This window comes from Halorubrum sp. GN11_10-6_MGM, from assembly GCF_005435165.1.
In the GTDB taxonomy this organism is placed as follows: domain Archaea; phylum Halobacteriota; class Halobacteria; order Halobacteriales; family Haloferacaceae; genus Halorubrum.
Genome location: NZ_SGUC01000026.1, coordinates 1 through 21,051, shown reverse-complemented (window position 1 = coordinate 21,051; position 21,051 = coordinate 1). Strand labels below are relative to the sequence as shown.

The following is a 21,051-nucleotide window of genomic DNA, read 5'->3' as shown; positions in this document are numbered from 1 at the left end:
ACCGGCCGCACTTGGACGGCCGCGCAGTTCAGGATTCCGGTCGCCTCGGCTTCGGTTCGGGCCACCGAGACGCCGCCGACCGGCCACCAAGACGCCGCCGACCGGCCACCGAGACGTGAGCCACCGTTCGGGCGTACGGAAGGCTTATGCCGTTTTCAGAGCTGTTCCAACAAAACGGGTATCGCACGATGGCTCGAACTTCTTTCCTCGGAACGCTCAGATCGAGGCTCTCGGCGGCCGTCCGTCGGCTCTCGGCCGCCCTCGCCGCGCGGACGGCGGTGGACACGCGCGCGCTCGCCGCCTTCCGGATCGGACTCGGAGCCATCCTGATCGCCGACCTGCTCCGCCGCGCTCGGTCCCTTACCGCCTTCTACACCGACGCCGGCGTCCTCCCGCGTCGCGCGCTGTTCGCCGACTACTCGGGCGCGTATTCGCTCCACGCGCTCTCCGGCGAGTCGTGGGCCGTCGCGTCGCTGTTCGCGGTCGCGGGCGTCGTCGCGCTCGCGCTGCTCGTGGGGTACCGAACGCGGCTCGCCACCGCCGTCTCGTGGCTCCTGTTGCTCTCGCTTCAGGCCCGGAACCCGATGGTGTTGAACGCGGGCGACGCCCTTCTGGCGATGCTGCTCTTCTGGGGCTTCTTCCTCCCGCTCGGCTCGCGCTGGTCGGTCGACGCCCTCAGGCGAGCGGACGCCGCGGGCGGTCACGGAGGCGGCTCCGCGAGCGATCACGGGGCCGCCGCGGGCGACTCCGCGTCCGACGCCGACACGGGACGCCGCCGCGGTCCCGCGGTGGCGACCGTCGCTTCGATGGGAGTGCTCCTCCAGATACTGGTGATGTACGTCACGAACGCCGTTCACAAGCTGGAGGGCGACCTCTGGCTGGGCGGCGAGGCGGTCGCGTACGTCATGCAGGCGGACCATTTCACCTACCACCTCGGGAACCACCTCGGCCAGTTCCCCGCCCTGCTGCGGGCGGCCACGTTCGTGTGGGTCGCCCTGCTTTTCGCCTCGCCGCTTCTGGTCGTTCTCACGGGGATTCCGCGCGCCGCGCTCGCCTCGCTGTTCGTCGGCACTCATCTCGGGATGGCGGCCACGATGCGGATCGACCTCTTTCCGATCATCTCCGTCGTCGGCTTCCTTCCGTTCTTCCAGACGCCGGTCTGGGACGCCGCCGAGCGCGGACTCGACCGGTTCGGACCGTCCGAGACCCTCGATCGCTGGCGGGCGCGGCTCGAATCCGCCGGGGGGGAGGCTCGCGTCGCTCGATCCGTCGCCGTCGCGCTCGTCCCTCGGCGACCGCGTCCGCCGCAGCGATCGCGCCCGCCTCGGCGACTCCCTCTCTTCGGGGATCGAACGCGGCCGCGCCGTCTTCGCGACGGTGGTGCCCGCCGCCTTCGTCGCGTTGATCCTCCTTTCGAGCGCGGCGTCGGTCGGGTACGCCGAGGTGCCGGAGCCCGGCGAAGACGTCCTCGAAACCGTCGAGATGGACCAACACTGGCAGATGTTCGCGCCGGAACCCGTCCGCACGACCCACTGGTTCGCGGCGCCCGGGGTCCTCGAAAACGGGAGCGAGCGCGACGTGTTACACGACGCACCGGTCTCGCTGGATCGACCGCCGAGCGTCGACGCGACGTACCCGACCGCCCGCTGGCGGAAGTACCTCTCTAACGTCGAGTCGGGGGCAAACGAGGATCACCGTTCGTACCTCGCGAACTACCTCTGTGCGGAGTGGAACCGAACTCACGCGACCGGCGTCGAGAACGTCACCGTCTACCAGCTGTACGAGCGGACCGACCCCTACAACGGGACGGTGCTGGCCGACGGGCGATTCGAGCTGATCGAGTACGACTGTTCGGGCCCGTTCGTTCAGAACGAGTGAGTCGGCCGAGCGCGTTCGTTCAAAACCGGTGACTCCGGCGGACGGGAGGGCTCAGGAGCCGTCTCCCTCGGCGCCGTCGGCGGGCTCGGCCTCGATGAGGCGCGCGATCTCGGCCGGGAGGCTCTGCTCGTCCGACGGCGTCTCGACGGTGACCATGCCGAACGGCGCGACGTCGACGACGGTGAGCTCGGCGCCCGGCCGGACCCCGGCGTCGGCGAGGTAGCGCAGCTCCGCGTCGCCCTGGTGTCGGATCCGCTGGACGATCACGCGGTCGCCCTCGTCCGCGTCGACCAGCCGGACGGTCTCGCCCGCCTCCGGGAGCGAGAGGTCGGCGTCGGGGATCGGGTCGCCGTGCGGGTCGACCGGCGGATTCCCGAGCGCCTCGGCGATTCGATCGCTCAGCTTCTCCGAGACGTGGTGTTCGAGCCGGTCGGCCTCGTCGTGGACGTCGACCCAGCTGTAGTCGAGCTGCTCGGTCAGGAACGCCTCCAGGAGCCGGTGGTGTCGCAGGATCTCGAGCGCCACGACCTCGCCCTCCTCGGTGAGCGTCACGCCCTTGTACTCCTCCCGGTCGACCAGCCCGCGCTCCTCCAGCTTCTTGATCATCGAGGAGACCGTCGGCGCGGTGACGTCGAGGTAGTCGGCGAGCGCGGAGGTCGACACCCGCTCCCCGGTGTCGCGCTCGATGGCGTAGATCGACTTGATGTAATCCTCCATCACCGCGCTGATCACGTCCGACGACGCCCTCGGGCCGGACCCGTCGTCGCCGGCGTCGGCCCCGGATCTCTCGCCGCCCTCGGTTCCGGATCCCCCGTCGCGGTCGGCCTCGTCTCCGCCGCCGCCGGCTCCGCTCTCCTCGGCCGTCACGGTCGATCACCTCCGGTTCCGGCGCCGCCGTCGGCGCCGTCGGTTTCGATGCTCCCCATGTCGGTGATCTCACGCTCGCCGCGGGCCGACTGAAGCTTTCCGATCCCCACCGCGCAGACGTAGATCCCCACGGCGACGAGCACGATCACCCCGCCGGCGGTGACGCCGCCGTAGTAGGCGACGCCGATGCCGAGGAGGACCGCGAGCTCCGCGAGGACGACCGAGACGACGAGCGACTCGGTGAAGCTGCGCGACACCTGCGTCGCGCCCGCCACGGGCACGACCAGCATCGCCGCGACGAGGATGACACCCATGATCTGCATCGCGCCGACGACTACCAGCGCCGTCAACATCACCATCACGCGGTTGTACCAGTTGACGGAGATCCCCGAGACTTCGGCGGCGGTCTCGTCGAACGTCACGTACAGGAGCTGGTTGCGCGTCACCGCGACCGTCCCGACGATGACGGCGAAAAGCACCAGCAGGATCGCCGCGCTCTGGGGCGACACCGTCGAGAGGTTCCCGAAGAGGAACTGGTTCACGCCGACCGCGAGCCCGCCCGCGTTGAGACTGATGAGCGTCGTCCCCAACGCGAAGCCGGTCGAGAGGACGATCGCCATCGAGACGTCGTTGTACGCGTCCGTCGTCTCGGAGATGAGCTCGATGAACAGCGCGGCGATCATCGCCACGACGACCGCGGTGAGGTACGGCGACACCCCGAGGTCGATGACGGCGTTCAGGAACAGTCCCACCGCGACCCCGGCGAACGCCGTGTGCGCCAGCGCGTCCCCGATCAGCGCGAGCTGTCGGTGGACGAGGAAGGTCCCGATCAGCGGCGCCATCACGCCGACGCAGAGCCCGACCAAGAGCGCCCGGTGCATGTACCGGTAGCGCGGGTCCAGCATCTCCAGTCCCGTGAAGTAGTACGCCCAGTCCATCAGCCAGTACCACTGGTCTAACACCCACAGGAGGACGCCGAAGACGGCCCGGCCGACGTCGGCGAGGCCGCCCTGTAAGGCGATCGCTGCCGAGTGCCTCACCGCGGCGAGCGCCGCCGAGCTGTCGACCGCGGCGAGCGTCAATGGCAGGTCGGCCGCGCCGAGCGACTGGTCGACGGCGGCGACGAGCCACGCGGCGACCGCGGCCGTCAGCGGATCGCTCATTCCGCACCCCCCGTGAGGAAGCGCGCCTCGGTACCGAACGCCCGCGCTAAGGCGTCGCTCTCGACGAACTCGTCCGTCGAGCCGTCGAAGTACACCTCGCGGTTGAGGCAGACGACGCGGTCGGCGTGCTCGACGACCGCCCCGAGGTCGTGCTCGATGAGGAGCACGGTGATGCCCGCGTCGTTGAGCGCGCCGAGCAGGTCGTAGAACGCGTCGACCGACTCGGCGTCGACGCCGACGGTCGGCTCGTCCAACACGAGCAGGTCGGCCTCGCCCGCCAGCGCCCGGGCGATGAACACCCGCTGGCGCTGCCCGCCGGAGAGCTGTCCGATGCGCCGGTCGGCGAACGCGCTCATCCCGACGGTCGCGAGCGCGTCGTCGACGATCTCCCAGTCTGCGGCCGCGAGCCGCCCCGAGACCGCGTTGGCCGTTCGCCGCGCCGTTCGCACCGGCTCGTCGAACAGGTCCTCGACGACCGTCTCGTCCCCGTCGGAGAGCCGGTCGACTCCGACGTACGGGAACCGACCCATCTTCACGACCTCGCGGACGGTGATCGGCATCTCCTTCGCGGCGCTGGCCTGCTGGGCGACGTAGCCCACGCGCTCCCCGTCGTCGAACCGCTCCGCGTCCTCGCCGAACAGCCGGGCCGTCCCCGCATCGGGGGCGAGCAGCCCGAGCAGCAGCCGCATCAGCGTCGACTTCCCGGAGCCGTTCGGGCCGATGACGGCGACGTACTCGCCGGGGTCGACGGTCAGCGACACGTCCTCGACGACCGGCGTCGCCGTGTAACCGAACGTGACGTCGGCGAGGTCGACGACCGGCCCGTTCGCCTCGGCGGCGGCGTCGGTCGCGTGGTCGGTCCCGCGGTCGGTCGCGCGGTCGATGCTTCCGGTGTCGCTCGCGGCGTCGGTGTCGTTCGCGCTCATATCGGTTCGAAGTTCCGCCACTGTTCGACCCAGCCCTCGGTCGGGGCCGCGTCCTCGGGCGTCTCGTTGCCTAAGACGATCTCGAAGGTCGGCATATTGATGTTGTACGCGATCTCCTCGTACCCCCAGTCCTCCGCGACCCACTCCTCGCGCACCCCCGCGTACGGCGTGACGGGGAAGTAGGCCTCGACGTCGGTCTCCCGGACGAGCTGCTGGGCCGGCCGCTGCGACTCGAAGACGCCGTTGGCGATGTACCGGATGTCGTTCTCGCGGATGACTCGCGTCGCCTCGCGGATGTCCGCCGGCTTGACGTCGCCGCTCGCCGCGAGGCTCGTGACGAGCGGCCGCATCCGAACCCCGTAGCGAACCCCGATGTACTGGAAGGCGTTGTGCGCGGCCAGCTGGACCACGTCGCGGTCGGAGCGCTCGAAGATCGCCGCGTAGTCCGCGTCGATCCGGTCGAGGACCTCGCTTTTGTAGGTCGCGGCGTTCTCGCGGATCGTCTCGGCGTGGTCCGGGACGAGGTCCACGAACCCCGCGGCGATGTTGTCGACCGACCGCTTCGCGCGCAGCGGGTCCAACCAGAAGTGCGGGTCCTTGCCGCGCTCGGCGCCGACGCCCTCCTCGTCGCGGTCGAGGGACGCTGCGAGGTCCACGAGGTCGATCCCCTCCCGGACGTTGATCAGCGCGGTGTCCGTCCCGTCGGCCTCGACGGTCTCGATCGCGCGGTCGGCCCACGGCTGGAACTCCTCGCCGACGTGGACGAACGCGTCCGCCTCGATGATCCGCTGGGTGATGCTGGCGTTCGGCTCCCAGCCGTGGCCGTGGAGCCCCGTCGGAACGAGGTTCTCGACGGTCAGCGGGGTCCCCTCGGCGATCCGTCGCCCGAAGTCGTAGAAGCTGAAGAAGGAGGCCACGGCGACCGGCCCCTCGTCGTCGCTTCCGGCGCGCCCGGTCCCGACCGGCGCGCTCGGGAGGGCCGTACAGCCGGACAGACCGGCCAGCGCCGTCGCTCCGCCGGCGCGCACCGCGTCACGTCGCGTCACTACTCGGTCGTCGTCTCGATCAGATTCCATGTCAAGAACCACATCCAATTATTTGACTCGTCTAATCCTAGAGTTTCACGCGCATATATGAGTTCCGTCGTCGGCGCCGTCGCTGTTCGGCGGTTCAGTCGCCGACTCGTCTCGGTCGGTCGAGCGCGACCGCGAGCCGGTCAGGCGTCGAGAACGGTCGACCCGCGGCCGATCCGGGTCTGATACGCGCGCGCCTCGATGCCGGCGCCGGCGAAGGCGTCGAGCATCGCGGCGGCGACGTCTCGGCGGTCACGCTCGCGGCAAGCGGCGATCACCGCGGGCCCGGCGCCGCTGACGGTGACGCCGGTCGCGCCCGCGCCGAAGGCGCGCTCGCGCACGTCGTCGTAGCCGGTGATCAGTCGGGCGCGCTCGGGCGTTACCACGGGGTCGCTCATGCCGAGCCCGACGAGATCCGGGTCCGAGCGGCACATTCCGATCGCGAGCGTCGCCGCGTTGCCGACGGTCTCCACGAGGTCCTCCATCGAGGCGGTCTCGGGGACGACCCGGCGCGCGTCGCGCGTCGAGACCGCCACGTCGGGGAGGCAGACGACGAGGGGGATCGCGGCGTCGACCGACCGAGTCCCCTCGGCGGTCGTCACGGTGAAGCCGCCGAGGATGGAGGGGGCGACGTTGTCCGCGTGCGCGACGCCCGAGACGACCGCCTCGCCCTCCGCGGCGATCGGGACCAGCTCCTCCCGAGAGAGCCCGCGGTCGTACAGTCGGTTGAGCGCGACGGCGGCGCCGGCGGCGCTTGCGGCCGAGGAACCGAGTCCCGACGCCGGGCGCACGCCCTTGTCGATGTGGATGCGTGCGGGCGCGTCGAGCGCCTCGACGACGGCGCCGACCGTGTTCTTCTCGGGATCCTCGGGGATGTACTGCGCGCCGACGCCCGTGACCTCGATCGTCGTCTCGGCCGCCTTCTCGACGGTGACGACGTCCGCCGGCCGCGAGAGGGCCGCCCCGAACACGTCGAAGCCGCTACCGAGGTTCGCGCTCGTCGCGGGGGCCCGTACCGTTACCATGGCGGGGAGTATCTCCGGTGGGCAAAAAAGGAGCGGGATCGAACAGAAATCGGAACGACGGCGGAGAGGTCGCGGGGGAAGGGTCGCAGCAGAGAAGTCGCGGGGGAAAGACCGCGGCGACAGAAGAGTCGCGGCGGCGGAGGGAGGAGGTGACGGGGAGAACCGTACGACACGACCCGACCGGGTCGGGAGGAGTTCGGCCGGGCGTCCCGGTCAGTTGGCGATCTCTCGTGTGACGGGGCCGTCAGCGGGCCATCGTCCACAGCAGCGTCCCGACAAGCACGAGCGGGATGCCGATGAGGATGAAGGTCGGCGGCATCGTCGTGTACGGCGCCGCCAGGAAGACGACTCCGAACACGGCCAAGATCGACGCGATTATCTTCTGGGACTTCAGCGGCGCGGCTCCCAGAAGCGAGACGACGAGCCCGAACAGTATGACGTGCCCGAGGTGGTAGTCGAGCAGGAACGTGTCGATGACCAGCGGCGAGAGCATTCTTGTCCGAAGGTCCGAGCGATTCGCGCATTAAAGTTCCGTTTCTCGCGGCCGGGGGAGACGCCGGCGCGGCCGCGTCGCGTGCCGACCTTATAAGAGCCGTCGGCGCGACCGGCGACCGTGCGACTCGTTCAGGTCATGATACCGGCGGGCAAGCGGGCCGCGGTCGTCCGCGCGCTCGACGACGAGGGGGTCGACTACGTCGTCACCGACGAGACGAGCGGCCGCGAGTACACCGCGGTCGCGACGTTCCCGCTGCCGACCGCCGCCGTCGAGCCCGTCCTCGACCGGCTTCGGGAGGCGGGGATCGACGAGAGCACCTACACCGTCATCGTCGCGGCCGAGACGGTCATCTCGCGCCGGTTCGAGGCGTTGGAGGAGGAGTACGCGGAGGACGCCGAGCACGGCGGCGACCGCATCTCGCGCGAGGAGCTCCAGGCGAAGGCGGACGACCTCGCCTCGGGGCTCGGAACGTACGTGCTGATGACCGTCATCTCGGCGGTGATCGCCACGGCGGGGCTCCTGCTCGACTCGCCCGCGACGGTGGTCGGCTCGATGGTGATCGCGCCGCTCATCGGGCCAGCGATGTCGGCCGCGATCGGCACCGTCGTCGACGACGAGGCGCTGTTCCGACGTGGGGTGCGGATGCAGGTCATCGGCGTCGCGGTCGCGGTCCTCGCGGCCACGGCGTTCGCGTTCGCGCTGCGCTCGCTCGCCTTAGTCCCGCCCGGACTCGACCCGCTCGAACTCGCCGAGGTCTCCGAGCGGCTCGCGCCGAACGTGCTGGTGTTGGTCGTCGCGATCGGCGCGGGGGTCGCCGGCGTCGTCTCCCTGATGACCGGCGTCTCCGCGACGCTCGTCGGCGTGATGATCGCGGTGGCGCTCATCCCGCCGGCGGCCGCGGTCGGGATCGGCGTCGCCTTCGCCATCCCGCGGCTCGTGATCGGCGCCGGGGTCATCGTCGCCGTCAACCTCCTCTCCATCAACCTCTCGGCGCTCGTCGTGCTGTGGTACGAGGGGTACCGCCCGCAGCGCTGGTTCCGCGAGGACAACGCGCGCGCCGCGTTCCTCAAGCGCGTCGCCGTGCTGGCGGTCGCCATCGCGCTCCTCTCCGTGTTCCTCGGCGGCGTCACCTACGACTCGTACGTCGCCTCGACCACCGAGGCCGACATCCGCGCCGCCGCGAGCGACGAGCTGACGGCGCTGGACTCGGAGTACGAACTCCTCGATCTGACGGTCGAGCGCAGCGGGACGGTGCCGCCCCTCGTGACCGAGCGGGTGGTGGTCCGGGTCGGCGTCCCGCCCGGAACGGCGGTCGAGGGTATCGCGCCCGCGCTCGACGAGCGGATCGAGGCGGTTGTCGGCCGCGAGGTCGCCGTCGAGGCCCGCACGGTGACCGTCGAGCGCGCCTGATCCACAGGTTCTCTCGCCGCGCGGACGTGAGCGGAAGAGGAACTCCTTTTTACGGGGGCGCCGTGGGTCTCGCCAGTGACTGACGCAACCGACCCCGACGACGATTCGATGCGGGAGGTCGTCGAGCGGTCCCGGAGCGGCGCGCCCGCGGTCGGCGAGGCCGTCCGGGACCGGTTCTCCTCCGACGAGGTGTTCCAGCGGATCATCGCGGCCGCGGACGAGGAGGTGACCTCGGGGAGCCGCGAACTGTTCTTCAGCGGGCTCGCCGCCGGGCTGGCGATCACGATCACGTTCATGCTGTACGCGTCGCTGACGGCGGCGACGGGCTCTCATCCGATACTGAGCGTGCTGCTGTACCCGCTCGGGTTCATCTACATCATCATCGGCGGCTACCAGCTGTACACCGAGAACACGCTGCCCCCGGTGGCGCTCACGCTCGAACGGCTCGCGAGCCTCCCCACGCTCCTCCGCCACTGGACGATCGTCCTCGCGGGCAACTTCGTCGGCGGCGGGATCGGCGCGCTCGTGCTCTCCTACGGCGGGGTGTTCACCGGTGAGACCGTCGATGCGGCGCGGTACATCTCGCAGGGCGGGTTCACGGTCGAGTTCGTTCCGCTCTTTTTCAAGGCCGCGATGGCGGGGCTCATCGTCGCCGGCGTCGTCTGGGTCGGCTTCGCCTCCACCGACTCCGTGAGCCGGATGCTCGTCGTCTACCTCGCGTTCCTCGCGATCCCGCTCGGCGACCTGTTCCACGTCGTCGTCTCCTTCACTGAGGTCCTCTTCCTGTTCTTCGAGGACGGCATCCCGCTGTACGGCGCCGAGATCAGCCTCTACTCCGGGATCGTCGGCTTCGTGATCCCCGTGCTGCTCGGGAACACGATCGGCGGGGTCGTGCTGGTCACCCTCGTCAACTACTTCCAGACCAGCGAGGAGCGCCTCGAAGAGGCGCGCTTCGAGGGCGTGAGCCGCCGTCTCACCGTCCCCGAATGGGTGTTCGGTCGCGCGGCCGGGCGGTCGTACGTCCCGATCTTGGACGCCACCGAGGCGACGCTGTTCGCGGGTGAGGGCTACCGGATCATGGTGCCGATCACGAACCCCCGGACCGACGGGCCGATCGTCGAGTTGGCGGCGCGGCTCGCGAGCAACCACGAGGACGGCGTCGTCCACATCGTCCACGTCGTTCAGGCGCCCGAGCGCATGTCGCTGTCCTCGGGCGACGCGGGGCGGCGGATCGCGAACGTCTCCGCCGCGGGGATGGACGACCTCCGGTCGACCGCGACCGACTACGACGTCGACGTGTCGACCTCCACGGTCGTCTCGCACCGCTCGTTCGAGGAGGTGTTCAACATGGCGCGCCGGACGCGCCCGGACGCCGTGCTGATGGGGTGGGGCGACGACCAGCTGTGGAGCGCCGCCCGCGCCGAGCGGCCGATCGACGAGCTCACCAACCAGCTCCCCTGCGACTTCCTCATCCTCAACGAGCGCGACCTCGACACCTCGCGGGTCCTCATCCCGACCTCGGGCGGCCCGGACTCCGACCTGAGCGCGGAGGTGGCGAAGGTGCTCGCCGAGACTGCCGGCGCCGAGGTGACGCTGCTCCACGTGGTCGACCACCCGGGCGACAGGGGGCGCGGCGAGGCGTTCCTCGCGAACTGGGCCGCGGAACACGGCCTCGAAGACGCCGACCTCGTGGTCGACGACGGCGGCGACGTGGAGGGCGGGATCTGCCGGGCCGCCGCCGACAAGACGCTCGTCATCATCGGCGCCACCGAGAAGGGACTGCTCTCGCGGCTCGTCTCGAACTCGCTCCACCTCGACGTCATCCACGAGGTCGACGCCTCGGTGCTGCTCACCGAGCGACCGAGCAGCCGGTCGCTGCGCGAGCGCCTGTTCGGCTCCGGTCGCCGCGCCACCGACCTGTCGCGCGGCGTCGAGCGCGACCCGGAGCAGTCCGAGGGGACCGACGTGCGAGCGCTCGACGACGAGGCGGACGACGACGCCGGGGACGCTGGCGACGGGGGCGGCGACGGCGAGGCCGCCACCGACGACGGAGACGGCGAAGGCGGTGCCGCCGACCGCGACGCGGCGGACGCCGTCGCCGCCGACGCGCTCGACGAGGGCGAGGAGTCGGCCGACGCCGAAGAGGCGGTCGGCTCCGGTGAATCGGTCGGCGGCGAGGACGCGCTGGCGGACGAACAGCCGCACCTCGACGACACGTACGTCGTGGACCACGACGAGGCGGACGAGGAGGCGGCGGAGGAAGCCGACGCCGAAGACGCGGACGCGGGGGACGACGACGCCGAAGCCGCGGATGCCGAAGCCGAAGACGCCGAAGACGCGGACGCCGAAGACGCCGACCGCGACGACGCGAGCGGTGACGGCCGATAGCGAAAACGGCTCTTTGTGTTATCTGCGCGTTATACGTGGCCCGGGAGCGAAGGGTCGCGTATGAACAGGCGACTGACGGCACTCATCGGTATCGCGGCGCTCGTCGCGCTGGCCGGCTGTGCGGGGCTCGCGGGGACCGCCACTCCGACCGGCGGCGACGACGCGCAACTGGAGCGGAGCATCGAAGTGACGGCCGGCGGCGAGGCGACGTCGGCACCGGACCGCGCCACCCTTCGCGTCGCGGTCACCGCGACCGGCGACGACGCCGGGGCCGTGCGCGACGAGCTGGCGACGGGCGAATCGGACCTCCACGCGGCGCTGACCGACTGGGGGCTCGACGAGGACGCGATCCGGACGGAACGGTACGACGTCCGCGAGAGCTACGAGACCCGCGACGACCCCAACCGGACCCGGTACGAGGGGATCCACCAGTACGCGATCGAGCTCGACGACGTCGACGCCGTCGGCGAGGTGATCGACGTCGCGGTCGACGCCGGCGCCGACCAAGTTCAGCGGATCCAGTTCGGACTGAGCGAGGAGCGCGAGCGCGAGCTCCGCGAGGAGGCGATTACCGCCGCGATGGCGAACGCGGACGACGACGCGGCCGTCCTCGCGAACGCAAGCGACCTCGAAGTGGTCGGCGTGTACGAGGCCTCCACGGCGCAGTCGGGGACGTCCCCCTTCGTCACGGAGCGGTACATGGCCGCGGACGGCGGCGACGCGGCCGCGTCCACGAGCGTCCAGACCGGCGACGTGACCGTGCGCGTCACGGTGAACGTCGTGTACGAGGCCGTTTCGGCCTGATCGACCGACCGATTTTTCAGACCCGTTCGCCGAGACGCGACCCCGGCTACTCCCCGTCGCGGGTGGGGAGGTCGGGCTCGTAGCCGACCGCCTCGACGGCCATGTTGAGGACGGCCTCGACGTTCTCGTCCTCCGTGACGCTCATCGTCGCGTCGACGGACTCGGCTTTCACCGCCTCGAAGCGGTCGTGTTTGTTCGCCACGGTGAGCAGCGGCACGTCCGCGCCGAACAGCTCGCGGACCTCCGCGCGCAGCTCCAGCTGGACGTCGAGGGGGTAGCCGCAGTCGCCGGAGGGGTCGATGACGAAGACGACGGCGTCCGCGAGGTGTTCGAGGGCGCTCACCGCCTGCCGCTCGATATCGTTGCGCTCGTCTTCGGGACGGTCGAGGAGGCCGGGCGTGTCGACGATCTGGTACCGGACGTGGTTCCGGTCGAAGTGGCCGATCTGGACGCCCTTCGTCGTGAACGGGTACTCCGCGATCTGGTTCGACGCCCGGGTGACCCGGTTGACGAACGAGGACTTGCCGACGTTCGGGTAGCCGGCGACGACGATCGCGGGCTCGTCGGGCCTGACGTCCGGGAGGACCTTCAGCTGGTCGCGGGAGTCGCCGATGTAGCGGAGGTCGGACTCGATCTGGTCCATCACGTCCGCCATGCGAGCGAACGCCTGCTTGCGGTGTTTCCGCGCGGTGTCCACGTCCGAGTTGCGGATCTTCGTTGTGTACTCGTCGCGGAGGTCTTCGATCTGGCGGCTGGCCCACATCACCTGCGAGAGCGCCTGTCGGAGCCGGTCGACGTCGACGATGGCGTCCGCGAGCTCGTAGTAGAACGGGTCGACGTCGAAGCCGAAGTCCGGCCACGAGGTGACGACGTTCTCTAAGTTGTCCGAGAGCACGTTACCGGCGGTCCGGAGCATCGACTCCTGCGCCTCGTGGCCGCGCTTCGCGCGCCCGGCCCGCGCCGCCCGCGAGAACGCCTTGTCGACGAGTTCCTCCGCGCGCGGAGTCGTCGGGAGGCCCTCAAATATCATGTTACCCCGAGTTCGCCGCCGACGCGTATAAGAGCGTCCGTTCGCGGACCGCCGCGACACGCCGGCGCACGGTCGGACGCGGCTGGTTCCCGAGCGGGATGCGCGGCGATCGTCGGAGGGGCGTCCCCCGGGAGATCGCCGACTCCGACGGGCGCGATCGAGATGATCGATCGTTATCCTCTTCGCGCATATTTCGAGACATACTTATGCCTCAGAGAAATACGCTCGCTCATGGCACGCTCGTTCACGCCCACGGCGTACGACGACCTCGACCCGGACCGCCGCCCGAGCCTCGCGGCGGCGCTGGTTCCGGTCCTCGCCGTCGTGGCGTTCCTCGGTATCGGTTCGGCCGTTCTCGGCTTAGACCCGCACCCGCCGCTCCTCTGGAGTATCGCCTTCGTCGGCGCGTTCGGGCTGTGGCTCGGCTACGACTGGGACGACCTGTTCGACGGCATCGCGAACGGACTCGTGATGGGGCTGCAGGCACTTCTCATCATCTTCACCATCTACGGGCTGATCGCGACGTGGGTCAGCGCCGGCACGATCCCGAGCCTGATGTACTACGGGCTGGAGATCCTCTCGCCGACGACGTTCCTCCCGGCGGCCGCGGTCCTCGCCGCCGTCGTCGCGTTCGCCATCGGCTCCTCGTGGACCACGGTCGGGACGCTCGGCGTCGCGTTCGTCGGGATCGGCGCCGGGCTCGGCGTCCCCGCGCCGATGACGGTCGGCGCGGTCCTCTCGGGCGCGTACGCCGGCGACAAGCAGTCGCCGCTCTCCGACACGACGAACCTCGCGGCCGGGGTCACCAACACCGACCTCTACGGCCACATCCGCCGGATGCGCACCGGCACGGCCGTCGCGTTCGGCCTCGCCGTGATCGCGTTCGCCGCGGTCGGACTCCAGATCAGCGGCTCCATCCCGGCGGGCCAGATCACCGATATCCAGAACGGCCTCACCGAGACGTACGCGATCACCGTCGTCGCTTTCATTCCGCTCGTCGTCACCTTCGGCTTGGCGCTGCGCGGGTACGCCGCGCTCCCGACCCTCGTCGCCGGCGTCTTCGCCGGCGCGTTCACGACGATCCTGCTTCAGGGGGTCGGATTCGTCGCCGCGTGGGAGACGTTCATGTACGGCACCGCGCCGGAATCGGCCTCGGAGACGGTGAACGAACTCCTCGCGACCGGCGGGCTCACCGGCTCGGCGTGGACGATCACGGTCGTCGTCGCCGCGCTGTCGCTCGGCGGGATCTTGGAGCGCACGGGCGTCCTCGCGGTGATCGCCCACGCGTTCACGTCGGCCGTGCGGAGTCCGGGCGCGCTCGTCGCCGGGACCGGCGTCTCGGCGATCTTCATCAACGCGCTCACCGCTCAGCAGTACATGAGCATCGTCCTCCCCGGCGTCACGCTCCGGAACACCTACGACGAGTTCGGACTCGACACCGACCAGCTCTCGCGCGCTGTCGAGGCCGCCGGGACGCCGACCGGCGCGCTGTTCCCGTGGCACGCGGGGGCCGTCTTCATGGCGAGCGCCACCGGCGTGCCGACGCTGGAGTACGCGCCGTACTACCTGTTCGCGTACTTCTCGCCGCTCGTGCTGTTCGGCATGGCTCTGACCGGGTACACGATCGACGCGAGCCCGACCTCGGCCGACGCCGGCGCCGACGGGGCGGAGGCCTCCGCCGCTGTGGCCTCCGGGGGCGACGACTGAGGCGTCGCGGGGACGTCCGGCCCCACCGGGACCGGATCCGTTATGCCCCGCGGGCGAACGATCTCGCCCATGTCCGACCGATGGCTGTACGCGTGGGGGCTCGCCTCGGTCGCGTTCGGCGGCGCCTCGCTCGTCGTCCCCCTGTACGTCGTCGATCTCGGCGGCGGTCCGTTCGTCCTCGGCGTGCTCGCGGCCGTCGCCGCCGTCGTCGGAGTCCCGGGCGCGCTGTGGTTCGGTCGAGTCGCGGACCGGACGGGCCGGCGCCGCGGCCTCGTCATCGGCGCGCTCGCCGCCGCCACCGCCGCGGTCGCGGTCGTCCCGCTCACTGACCGGATCCCCGCGGTGATCGCGGCGAACGCCGTCGTCTGGTTCGCCTTCGCGGCCGCGACGCCGGTGTTGACGCTGCTCGCGGTGGCCGGCGCACCCGAGGCCGCGTGGAGCGAACGGATCGCGGCGCTCAACCGCTATCAGGGGATCGGCTGGGCGCTCGGCCTCCTGCTCGGGACGGCGTGGACCGTCGGCGGCGCGGCGGTCCTGTCGCCCGCGGCCGCCACGCGCTCGCTGTTCGCGCCGCTGGCGGTCGCGGGGGGGCTGTCCTGTGTCGCCGCCGCCCGAACGCTCCCGGCGGACCCGTCCGAGGACCGCGCCGGCGGCCCGATCGAGGTCCCCTCGGGGAGCCGCGTCCGTCGCGCCATCCGCCGGGCCGACCGGTTCGCGGTACGGGGCGCGACGCTCCCGGGGTCGCTCGCGCGGACCGACTTCCGCGGGCTCCACCCGCGCCGGCTCGCGGCGCGCTTTACTCCGGTACTCGCCGCGTACTTCCTCGCGGTGTTCCTGTTCCTCTCGGGATCCGCGGCCTTCTTCGCCCCCCTCCCGGCGTTCCTCACCGAGGTCGGTTTCGGCTCCGGCGGGACGTTCGCGCTGTACCTGGTCAACAGCGTCGCCGCCGCGGTCGCGTTCGGAACCGCGGGCCGGCTCGCGAACGAGCGAAGCGTCGCGGGGCTTCAGGTCGCCGGATTGGTCGGGCGCGCCGCCGTCCTCCCGCTGGTGGCGGTCGCCGCCCCGGTGCTCGGCGCCGGAGCGCTCGGGTTCGTCGGTCTGGGAGCCGCGTTCGCCGCCGTCGGCCTCTCGTGGGCCGTGATCGCGGTCACCGCCGGCGTCGTCGTCACCCGGCTCGCCCCGCCGGCGATCCGCGGCGAGGCCCTCGGTGCGCACGCCGCCCTCGGCGCGCTCGCGGGGGGCGTCGGGAGCGTCCTCGGCGGCTGGCTCGCGGCCGTCGGCTACGTGGTCGCGTTCGGCGCGGCCGGGGCGCTCGTCCTCGTCGGGGCGGCGGTCGTCTTCGCGGTGGACCGGCGAACGGTCGCTCCGCGCGCGTCCGACTGAGTCGCGGCGGGACGTGACCCCGGGTCCGACACGTTTACGCGCCAGCCGAGCCGTCCGTCTCACATGAGCCTGGAGGTCGCCGTCGCCGCCCCGTTCAAGACCCGAGCGCAGGACCGGCTCGGGCAGGGCGAGTTCGTCGTCGCGCTGTCGTTAGAGCGGGAGTGGTTCTCGCCCGATCAGGCGAAGCGACTCGTCGACGTCGCGGTCGGGCGCGGGCTGCTCGCGTCCGAGGACGGCGACCTCGTTCCGCAGTTCGACCCGACCGAGGTGACCGTGCCCGAGGGGTTCACCCCGGACGAGTCGGTCCTGCGCGAGCAGTCCACCTTCGAGAGCGCGCTCGACGCCATCGTCGCCGCGGGCGTCGAGAAACAGCGCGCGGTCGCCGAGATCAACGAACGCCAGCGCGCGCTGGCGGTCACCATCGAGGCCGCCGCGGTCCTCTACGCGCGCGAGCAGGGCGCCGCGGTCGACCGCCTCGCCGCCGACGTGCGCGAGGAACTCGCCGCCGAGGCGGGAGACGACGGGAGCGACGCCGCCGGCCCGACCGACGTCGACGACGGGGAGGCGGCCTGAGATGGTCGCAGACCGCCTCACCGACGGCGTCCGGATCGCACAGCTGCTCGCCTCGGAAGTGACCGGCAACGAGAGCGACCTCCGCGGGCTGACGGTCGTCGACGCCGACCCCGACGTCGAACCGACGGCCGACGGTGCGCGGGCCTACCGGATCGTCCGCGGGCGTGACGACTCCGCCGAACCCGTCGCGGAGGTGTACGTCCAGCCGGAGCGCGCGCGGATCGAGGCGATCGCGGCCCCGGACGCGGCCGCGACGGCGGCGACGGACGCCGACCTCCGCGTCCGACCGAAGGCGACCCACTCCCCGCGCACGCTGGTGTTCGTCGAGGACGGCGCGGGCGTGAAGCGAGCGCTGTCCGTCCTCGAAGCGATCCGGAACGATCCGAACGGCGAGGAATCGACATGAGCTGCCGCGTTACCGACTCAACTAGGTAAAAAGGCCACCGCCGTACCGGCGTCGACTACTCGGGCTGGCCGCCGTCGCCGACTGCGACGTTGGGGCCGGGCGCACCGTCGGGGTCGACCCCCCTGCCGGAGACGTCGAAGTCCCGGACGAGCGCGCCGAGCTGCTCCGCCTGCTCCGCGAGCGAGCCGGCCTCCGCGGTCACCTCGTCCATCGCGGCCAGCTGTTCGTCGGCGGCTTCGGCGACTGCGTCGGCCTCGTCGGCGGTCGACACACTGATGTCCGCGACCTCCTCCGCCATCGAGACGGTCTCCTCCGTGCTGGCCGCCTGATCGTCCGTCGCGCGGCTGATCTCGCGGATCCCCTCGCCGGTCTCCGCGGCGTTGTCAGACACTCGCGCGAACGCGTCCGCGGCGTCGTCGACCGCCTCGGCGCCCGCGGCGATGTTCTCCTCGGCGCTCCGGACCGCCGTTACCGTTCCCTCGGTCTGCGACTGCGTGGCGCCGATGAGCTCCTCGATCTCCGTGGCGGCGTCTTGGGTCTCCTCGGCGAGCTGTTTCACCTCGTCGGCGACGACCGCGAACCCGTCGCTTCCGCCGCCGCTCCCGCTCGCGCGGGCCGCCTCGATGTTCGCGTTCAGGGCGAGCAGGTTCGTCTGCTCGGCGATGTCGCCGATGAGGTCGACGATCTCGCCGATGTCCTCCATCCGCTCGTCGAGCTGCTGTACGGTCCCCGCGGCGGCGTCGAGCGCCTCGCGTGACTCCTTGACGCGCTCGATCGCGGCCTCCGCGGTCTCCTCGCCGTCGTCGGCGATGTCGGCGGTCTGTTCGGCGACGTCCACGACGGTCTCGGTCGAGGAGGCGACCTCCTCGATCGTCGCCGAGAGGTCGTTCATCTCGTCGGACACCTGCCGGAGCATCTCGCGCTGTTCGTCCGCGCCCTCGGCGATCTCCCCCACAGACCGGCTGACGACCTCGCTCCGGTCGGCCGCCGTCTCGACGCCGTCGACGGTGTTGTCGCTCGCGGTCGACACCTCCTGCGCGAACGACCGGACCTCGCCCATCGCCTCGTCGATGTCGTCCATCATCCCGTTGAACGCCTCGCCGATCTGCGCCATCGCCTCGCTCTCGCTCTCAGCGTCGAGGCGAACGGTCAGGTCGCCGGCGGCAGCGCGGTCCATCGCGGCGCTGTAGTCGTCCGCCTTCGTTTCGAGGTGGCTGTTCAGGCGCTCGACCTCCTCGCGGCGCTGCTCGACTTCGGCCTTCGCCGCCTCGACGTCCTGTATCTCGGACTGCTTCTGTTCCGCCAGTTCGAGCTGCTCGCGCGCCGCCTCGCGCGACTTCTCGATCGAGTACCAGTTGACCATGAGCGCGCCGACGAGCCCGAGGACGAAGAACGCGTGAATGGCCCCCCAGATCACCGGGTTCTCGATCGCCGCGGTGTGGTTGTATACGAGGCTCGAGTCGATGAGGCTGAACGCGCCGTGGCCGATCGCCACGTACCCGACGCCGACGGCGAACGGGAGCCAGTCCTCGTACAGCGCGAGGACCGCGACGAACACGAAGAAGCTGAAGTGCGCCTCGATGTACCCGCCCGACAGCTTCACCAGCGCCATCGAGACGGTCATGAGGCTGAATGCCGTCAGCACCGTCCGCTGGCGGCGACTGAGCCGCGACCAACTCGCCAGCGCGGCCGTCCCGAGGATAGCGGCGGTGAACGCGCCGAGCATCCACAGCGGCGTCGCGGGGATCTGCGCGCCGGTGAACGGCTCGGTCCCGCTGTACAGCCCCATCGCGATCAACACCGGCACCTGAATCGCAGTCAGAATCAGAATGTTCCGATGCCGCGGCTTCCACATCTCCTCGGGCATCGAGGTGCCGTCCGGGATGTACCGGATCACGTCCCGGACGCTCGCCGCCAGCCCGTCCGACCCCCCCGCGTCGACGCCGGTCGCAGTCTCTGCCATACGCGTCGATTGTCGTACTGTATAAAAACACGTTGCCTCCAACTATTATCGCTGATACCGTCGTTTAGCGACGGATTCGGGCCGAATTAAGCCGCACCCCGGAAATCCCGAAGGAGTCAAATTCCCTGACAGTTTTGCTGCTTCTTCGGCGATAGTCGAACATATTCGCTGAGAGGGGGTGATCACCCCGGCCGACCGGGAGTTACGGGGCGGCGTTGACCGCGCGGCCGACGGCTTTTATATCGGTCCGGTCCGCCGTACGCCCGTGACGCTCGATCCGATCCACGTCGAGAACATCGCCCAGCTCGCGTACGGCATCGGCGGCGACGTGGACGCGACGGACCACGACGACCTCGCCGAGCGGGTGTGGCGCGAGTGGCTCCCCGAACTCCGCCGAGACGGACGGGTCGTGATCGAAGCGCTCGGCGACCACGAGCGCCGCCGGGCCGCCATCGACGACGTCGCGCTCGCCGAGCGCCCGTTCGAGACGGTTCACGGTCTCGACTCGGGGACGATCAACCCCACGACGTTCAAGAACGGCCTCGTGGTCGACGTCGCGCACGCGGCGATGGCGAGCTCGCCGACGGACCTCGACCTCCACCGCGACCGCACTATCGTCGCCACCGTCCACGCCGGGGACTCGACGGCGGGCTTCGACAGCGAGTGGACGAAGCGCGACGAGGGCCACACCCGCCAGCGCGTCCTCCACGTCCCGCGCGTGAACCGCTACGCGGAGCGCGTCGTCCACGCGCTCGCCTTATACCTCGCGGAGGGAACCCACGCCCTCGACCACGCCGACGCGGTCGACGACCTGCTCGTCCTCGACGGGCCGATCTACCCGAAGGAGCTGTTCACCTGGGCCGACCGCGACCCCGAACTGGGCGCGCTCGCCCGCGAGGCGAAGCCCCGCGCGGTGATCGAGAAGTACGTCCGCCTCGTCGAGCGCTTCGTCAACCGCGACGTGCCGCTCGCCGGGTTCGTCAAAAACCCCGCGAGCGGTACGGCGGTCCGGGCGCTCGCGCGCGCCGGCGTCGAGTCGCCGTGGCCCGACGACACGGCGCTTTTCACCCGCCTGCTGGAGCGACGCGAGCAGGGGGACGCCACCGGTGTGGCCGGCACCGGGGGCGGCGACTTGGCCGTCGACCGCGACGACCCGACCGCCGACCGCGGCGCCCGCCTCGACGACGATCTCACGTTCACCACGTGGTTCCGCAGCCGCGGCGGCGCGGACGCGCCGATGGCCGCGGACGGCGACGCGCTCGGCGTCGAGCGCGAGCTCGACCCGGAGCTGTACGAGCCGACGTTCATGGTCGTCTACGACCCGCGGACCGACGTGACGTACAAGCTGGAGGCGCCGTACGCGTTCACGCGCGACGCGGCGACCCGCGAGCGGCTCACCCGGCAAGTGGTCGCGGAGGTGGCCGCGACGCGCGGCCCGCCGGAGCCGGTCGCGAAGGCGGACGAGCTGGCGCGGATCTCGGCCACGGAGAAGGCGGCGCTCCGCCGGAAGTTCGAAGAGCGGCTCGGCAGCGACCAGCAGGCGACGTACGACGACCTCAGGTGGGGGAAAGAGACGTACTGACCCCGCCGTCGATATTTTAAACCCCTGATCAGGACCGGCTGAGAACGTTGCCAAATTCCCAGTCGTCCGCTTATAAACCGTTACTGACGGATCGACACGAACACCGCCGAAGCCCCAGTCGCTCGGCCATACGAGGTCAGTTTTACTTATAAAGCGCTGGCCGACACGAACACCGCCGAAGCCCCAGTCGCGAGGCGGGCGCACGCTCGGGGCGCTCCTCACTCCGTCGCTTCGCTCCCTCGTTGCGGTGCTGCCGTCGCCTGCGCCCGCCTCGCGACTGCCCCTTCGAGTCCCGCCCCGCACAGCACCGCCCCGCACCTCACGCCTCCCCAGCCTCGTCGCGAACGCCCGCAGGGCGTGAGCGACGAGGCTGGGGA

The 21,051-nt window shown here is 70.8% G+C and carries 16 protein-coding genes and 1 pseudogene; 9 read left to right on the top strand and 8 right to left on the bottom strand.

Going from position 1 to position 21,051, the window contains the following annotated elements:
- Positions 1-188 precede the first annotated feature (188 nt).
- A pseudogene (locus EXE46_RS12150) lies at positions 189-1,878 on the top strand (HTTM domain-containing protein).
- Between the two features lie 51 nt (positions 1,879-1,929).
- Here EXE46_RS12150 and EXE46_RS12145 read toward each other — a convergent pair.
- The 6 genes from EXE46_RS12145 to EXE46_RS12120 form a co-directional block, all read right to left on the bottom strand.
- Positions 1,930-2,610 carry a metal-dependent transcriptional regulator gene (locus EXE46_RS12145; RefSeq protein WP_137688674.1) on the bottom strand — a complete coding sequence of 227 codons (681 nt, stop codon included), beginning with the start codon at positions 2,608-2,610 and terminating at the stop codon, positions 1,930-1,932.
- Positions 2,611-2,741: 131 nt separating this feature from the next.
- Positions 2,742-3,908: a metal ABC transporter permease gene (locus EXE46_RS12140; protein ID WP_137688653.1), complete on the bottom strand. Its 1,167-nt coding sequence runs from the start codon at positions 3,906-3,908 to the stop codon at positions 2,742-2,744.
- A complete protein-coding gene (locus EXE46_RS12135; RefSeq protein ID WP_137688652.1) occupies positions 3,905-4,834 on the bottom strand; it encodes a metal ABC transporter ATP-binding protein in 930 nt (309 codons plus the stop codon). Before EXE46_RS12135 ends, EXE46_RS12140 begins: the two co-directional genes overlap by 4 nt.
- Positions 4,831-5,880 (bottom strand): metal ABC transporter substrate-binding protein, encoded by a 1,050-nt coding sequence (locus tag EXE46_RS12130; protein WP_137688651.1) that lies wholly within the window; start codon positions 5,878-5,880, stop codon positions 4,831-4,833. The genes EXE46_RS12135 and EXE46_RS12130 overlap by 4 nt, the downstream gene beginning before the upstream one ends.
- Positions 5,881-6,050: 170 nt before the next feature.
- Positions 6,051-6,932 (bottom strand): homoserine kinase, encoded by an 882-nt coding sequence (locus tag EXE46_RS12125; RefSeq protein ID WP_137688650.1) that lies wholly within the window; start codon positions 6,930-6,932, stop codon positions 6,051-6,053.
- Positions 6,933-7,176: 244 nt separating this feature from the next.
- Positions 7,177-7,425 carry a hypothetical protein gene (locus EXE46_RS12120; RefSeq protein WP_137688649.1) on the bottom strand — a complete coding sequence of 83 codons (249 nt, stop codon included), beginning with the start codon at positions 7,423-7,425 and terminating at the stop codon, positions 7,177-7,179.
- Positions 7,426-7,563: 138 nt separating this feature from the next.
- Here EXE46_RS12120 and EXE46_RS12115 point away from each other — a divergent pair, with 138 nt between their 5' ends.
- From EXE46_RS12115 to EXE46_RS12105, 3 genes are all read left to right on the top strand, one after another.
- On the top strand, positions 7,564-8,838 hold the full coding sequence (locus tag EXE46_RS12115; protein ID WP_137688673.1) for a TIGR00341 family protein: 1,275 nt from the start codon (positions 7,564-7,566) through the stop codon (positions 8,836-8,838).
- A gap of 75 nt (positions 8,839-8,913) precedes the next feature.
- Positions 8,914-11,226, top strand: a complete 2,313-nt coding sequence (locus tag EXE46_RS12110) for a formate/nitrite transporter family protein (protein ID WP_137688648.1) — start codon at positions 8,914-8,916, stop codon at positions 11,224-11,226.
- A 60-nt stretch (positions 11,227-11,286) separates the two neighbouring features.
- Positions 11,287-12,030 carry an SIMPL domain-containing protein gene (locus tag EXE46_RS12105; protein WP_137688647.1) on the top strand — a complete coding sequence of 248 codons (744 nt, stop codon included), beginning with the start codon at positions 11,287-11,289 and terminating at the stop codon, positions 12,028-12,030.
- A gap of 46 nt (positions 12,031-12,076) precedes the next feature.
- Here EXE46_RS12105 and EXE46_RS12100 read toward each other — a convergent pair whose 3' ends face one another.
- On the bottom strand, positions 12,077-13,060 hold the full coding sequence (locus EXE46_RS12100; protein WP_137688646.1) for a GTPase: 984 nt from the start codon (positions 13,058-13,060) through the stop codon (positions 12,077-12,079).
- Positions 13,061-13,291: 231 nt separating this feature from the next.
- Between EXE46_RS12100 and EXE46_RS12095 the strand changes: the two genes are divergently transcribed.
- The 4 genes from EXE46_RS12095 (at position 13,292) to EXE46_RS12080 (ending at position 17,129) form a co-directional block, all read left to right on the top strand.
- Positions 13,292-14,767, top strand: a complete 1,476-nt coding sequence (locus EXE46_RS12095; protein WP_137688645.1) for a Na+/H+ antiporter NhaC family protein — start codon at positions 13,292-13,294, stop codon at positions 14,765-14,767.
- A 69-nt stretch (positions 14,768-14,836) separates the two neighbouring features.
- On the top strand, positions 14,837-16,150 hold the full coding sequence (locus tag EXE46_RS12090) for an MFS transporter (protein WP_137688644.1): 1,314 nt from the start codon (positions 14,837-14,839) through the stop codon (positions 16,148-16,150).
- A gap of 63 nt (positions 16,151-16,213) precedes the next feature.
- The gene (locus EXE46_RS12085) at positions 16,214-16,723 is read left to right on the top strand and encodes a DUF2240 family protein (RefSeq protein ID WP_199234161.1); all 510 of its coding nucleotides are present in this window, start codon (positions 16,214-16,216) and stop codon (positions 16,721-16,723) included.
- 1 nt (position 16,724) lies between these two features.
- Positions 16,725-17,129 carry a hypothetical protein gene (locus EXE46_RS12080; protein ID WP_137688643.1) on the top strand — a complete coding sequence of 135 codons (405 nt, stop codon included), beginning with the start codon at positions 16,725-16,727 and terminating at the stop codon, positions 17,127-17,129.
- 55 nt (positions 17,130-17,184) lie between these two features.
- On the opposite strand, the gene EXE46_RS12075 is transcribed toward EXE46_RS12080, so the two are convergent.
- Entirely contained in the window at positions 17,185-19,092 is a 1,908-nt protein-coding gene (locus EXE46_RS12075; protein WP_137688642.1) for a methyl-accepting chemotaxis protein, read from the bottom strand.
- Between the two features lie 265 nt (positions 19,093-19,357).
- On the opposite strand from EXE46_RS12075, the gene EXE46_RS12070 reads away from it, so the two are divergent.
- Positions 19,358-20,674, top strand: coding sequence for a DNA double-strand break repair nuclease NurA (locus EXE46_RS12070; RefSeq protein WP_137688641.1), 1,317 nt, complete (start codon positions 19,358-19,360; stop codon positions 20,672-20,674).
- Positions 20,675-21,051: the final 377 nt, after the last annotated feature.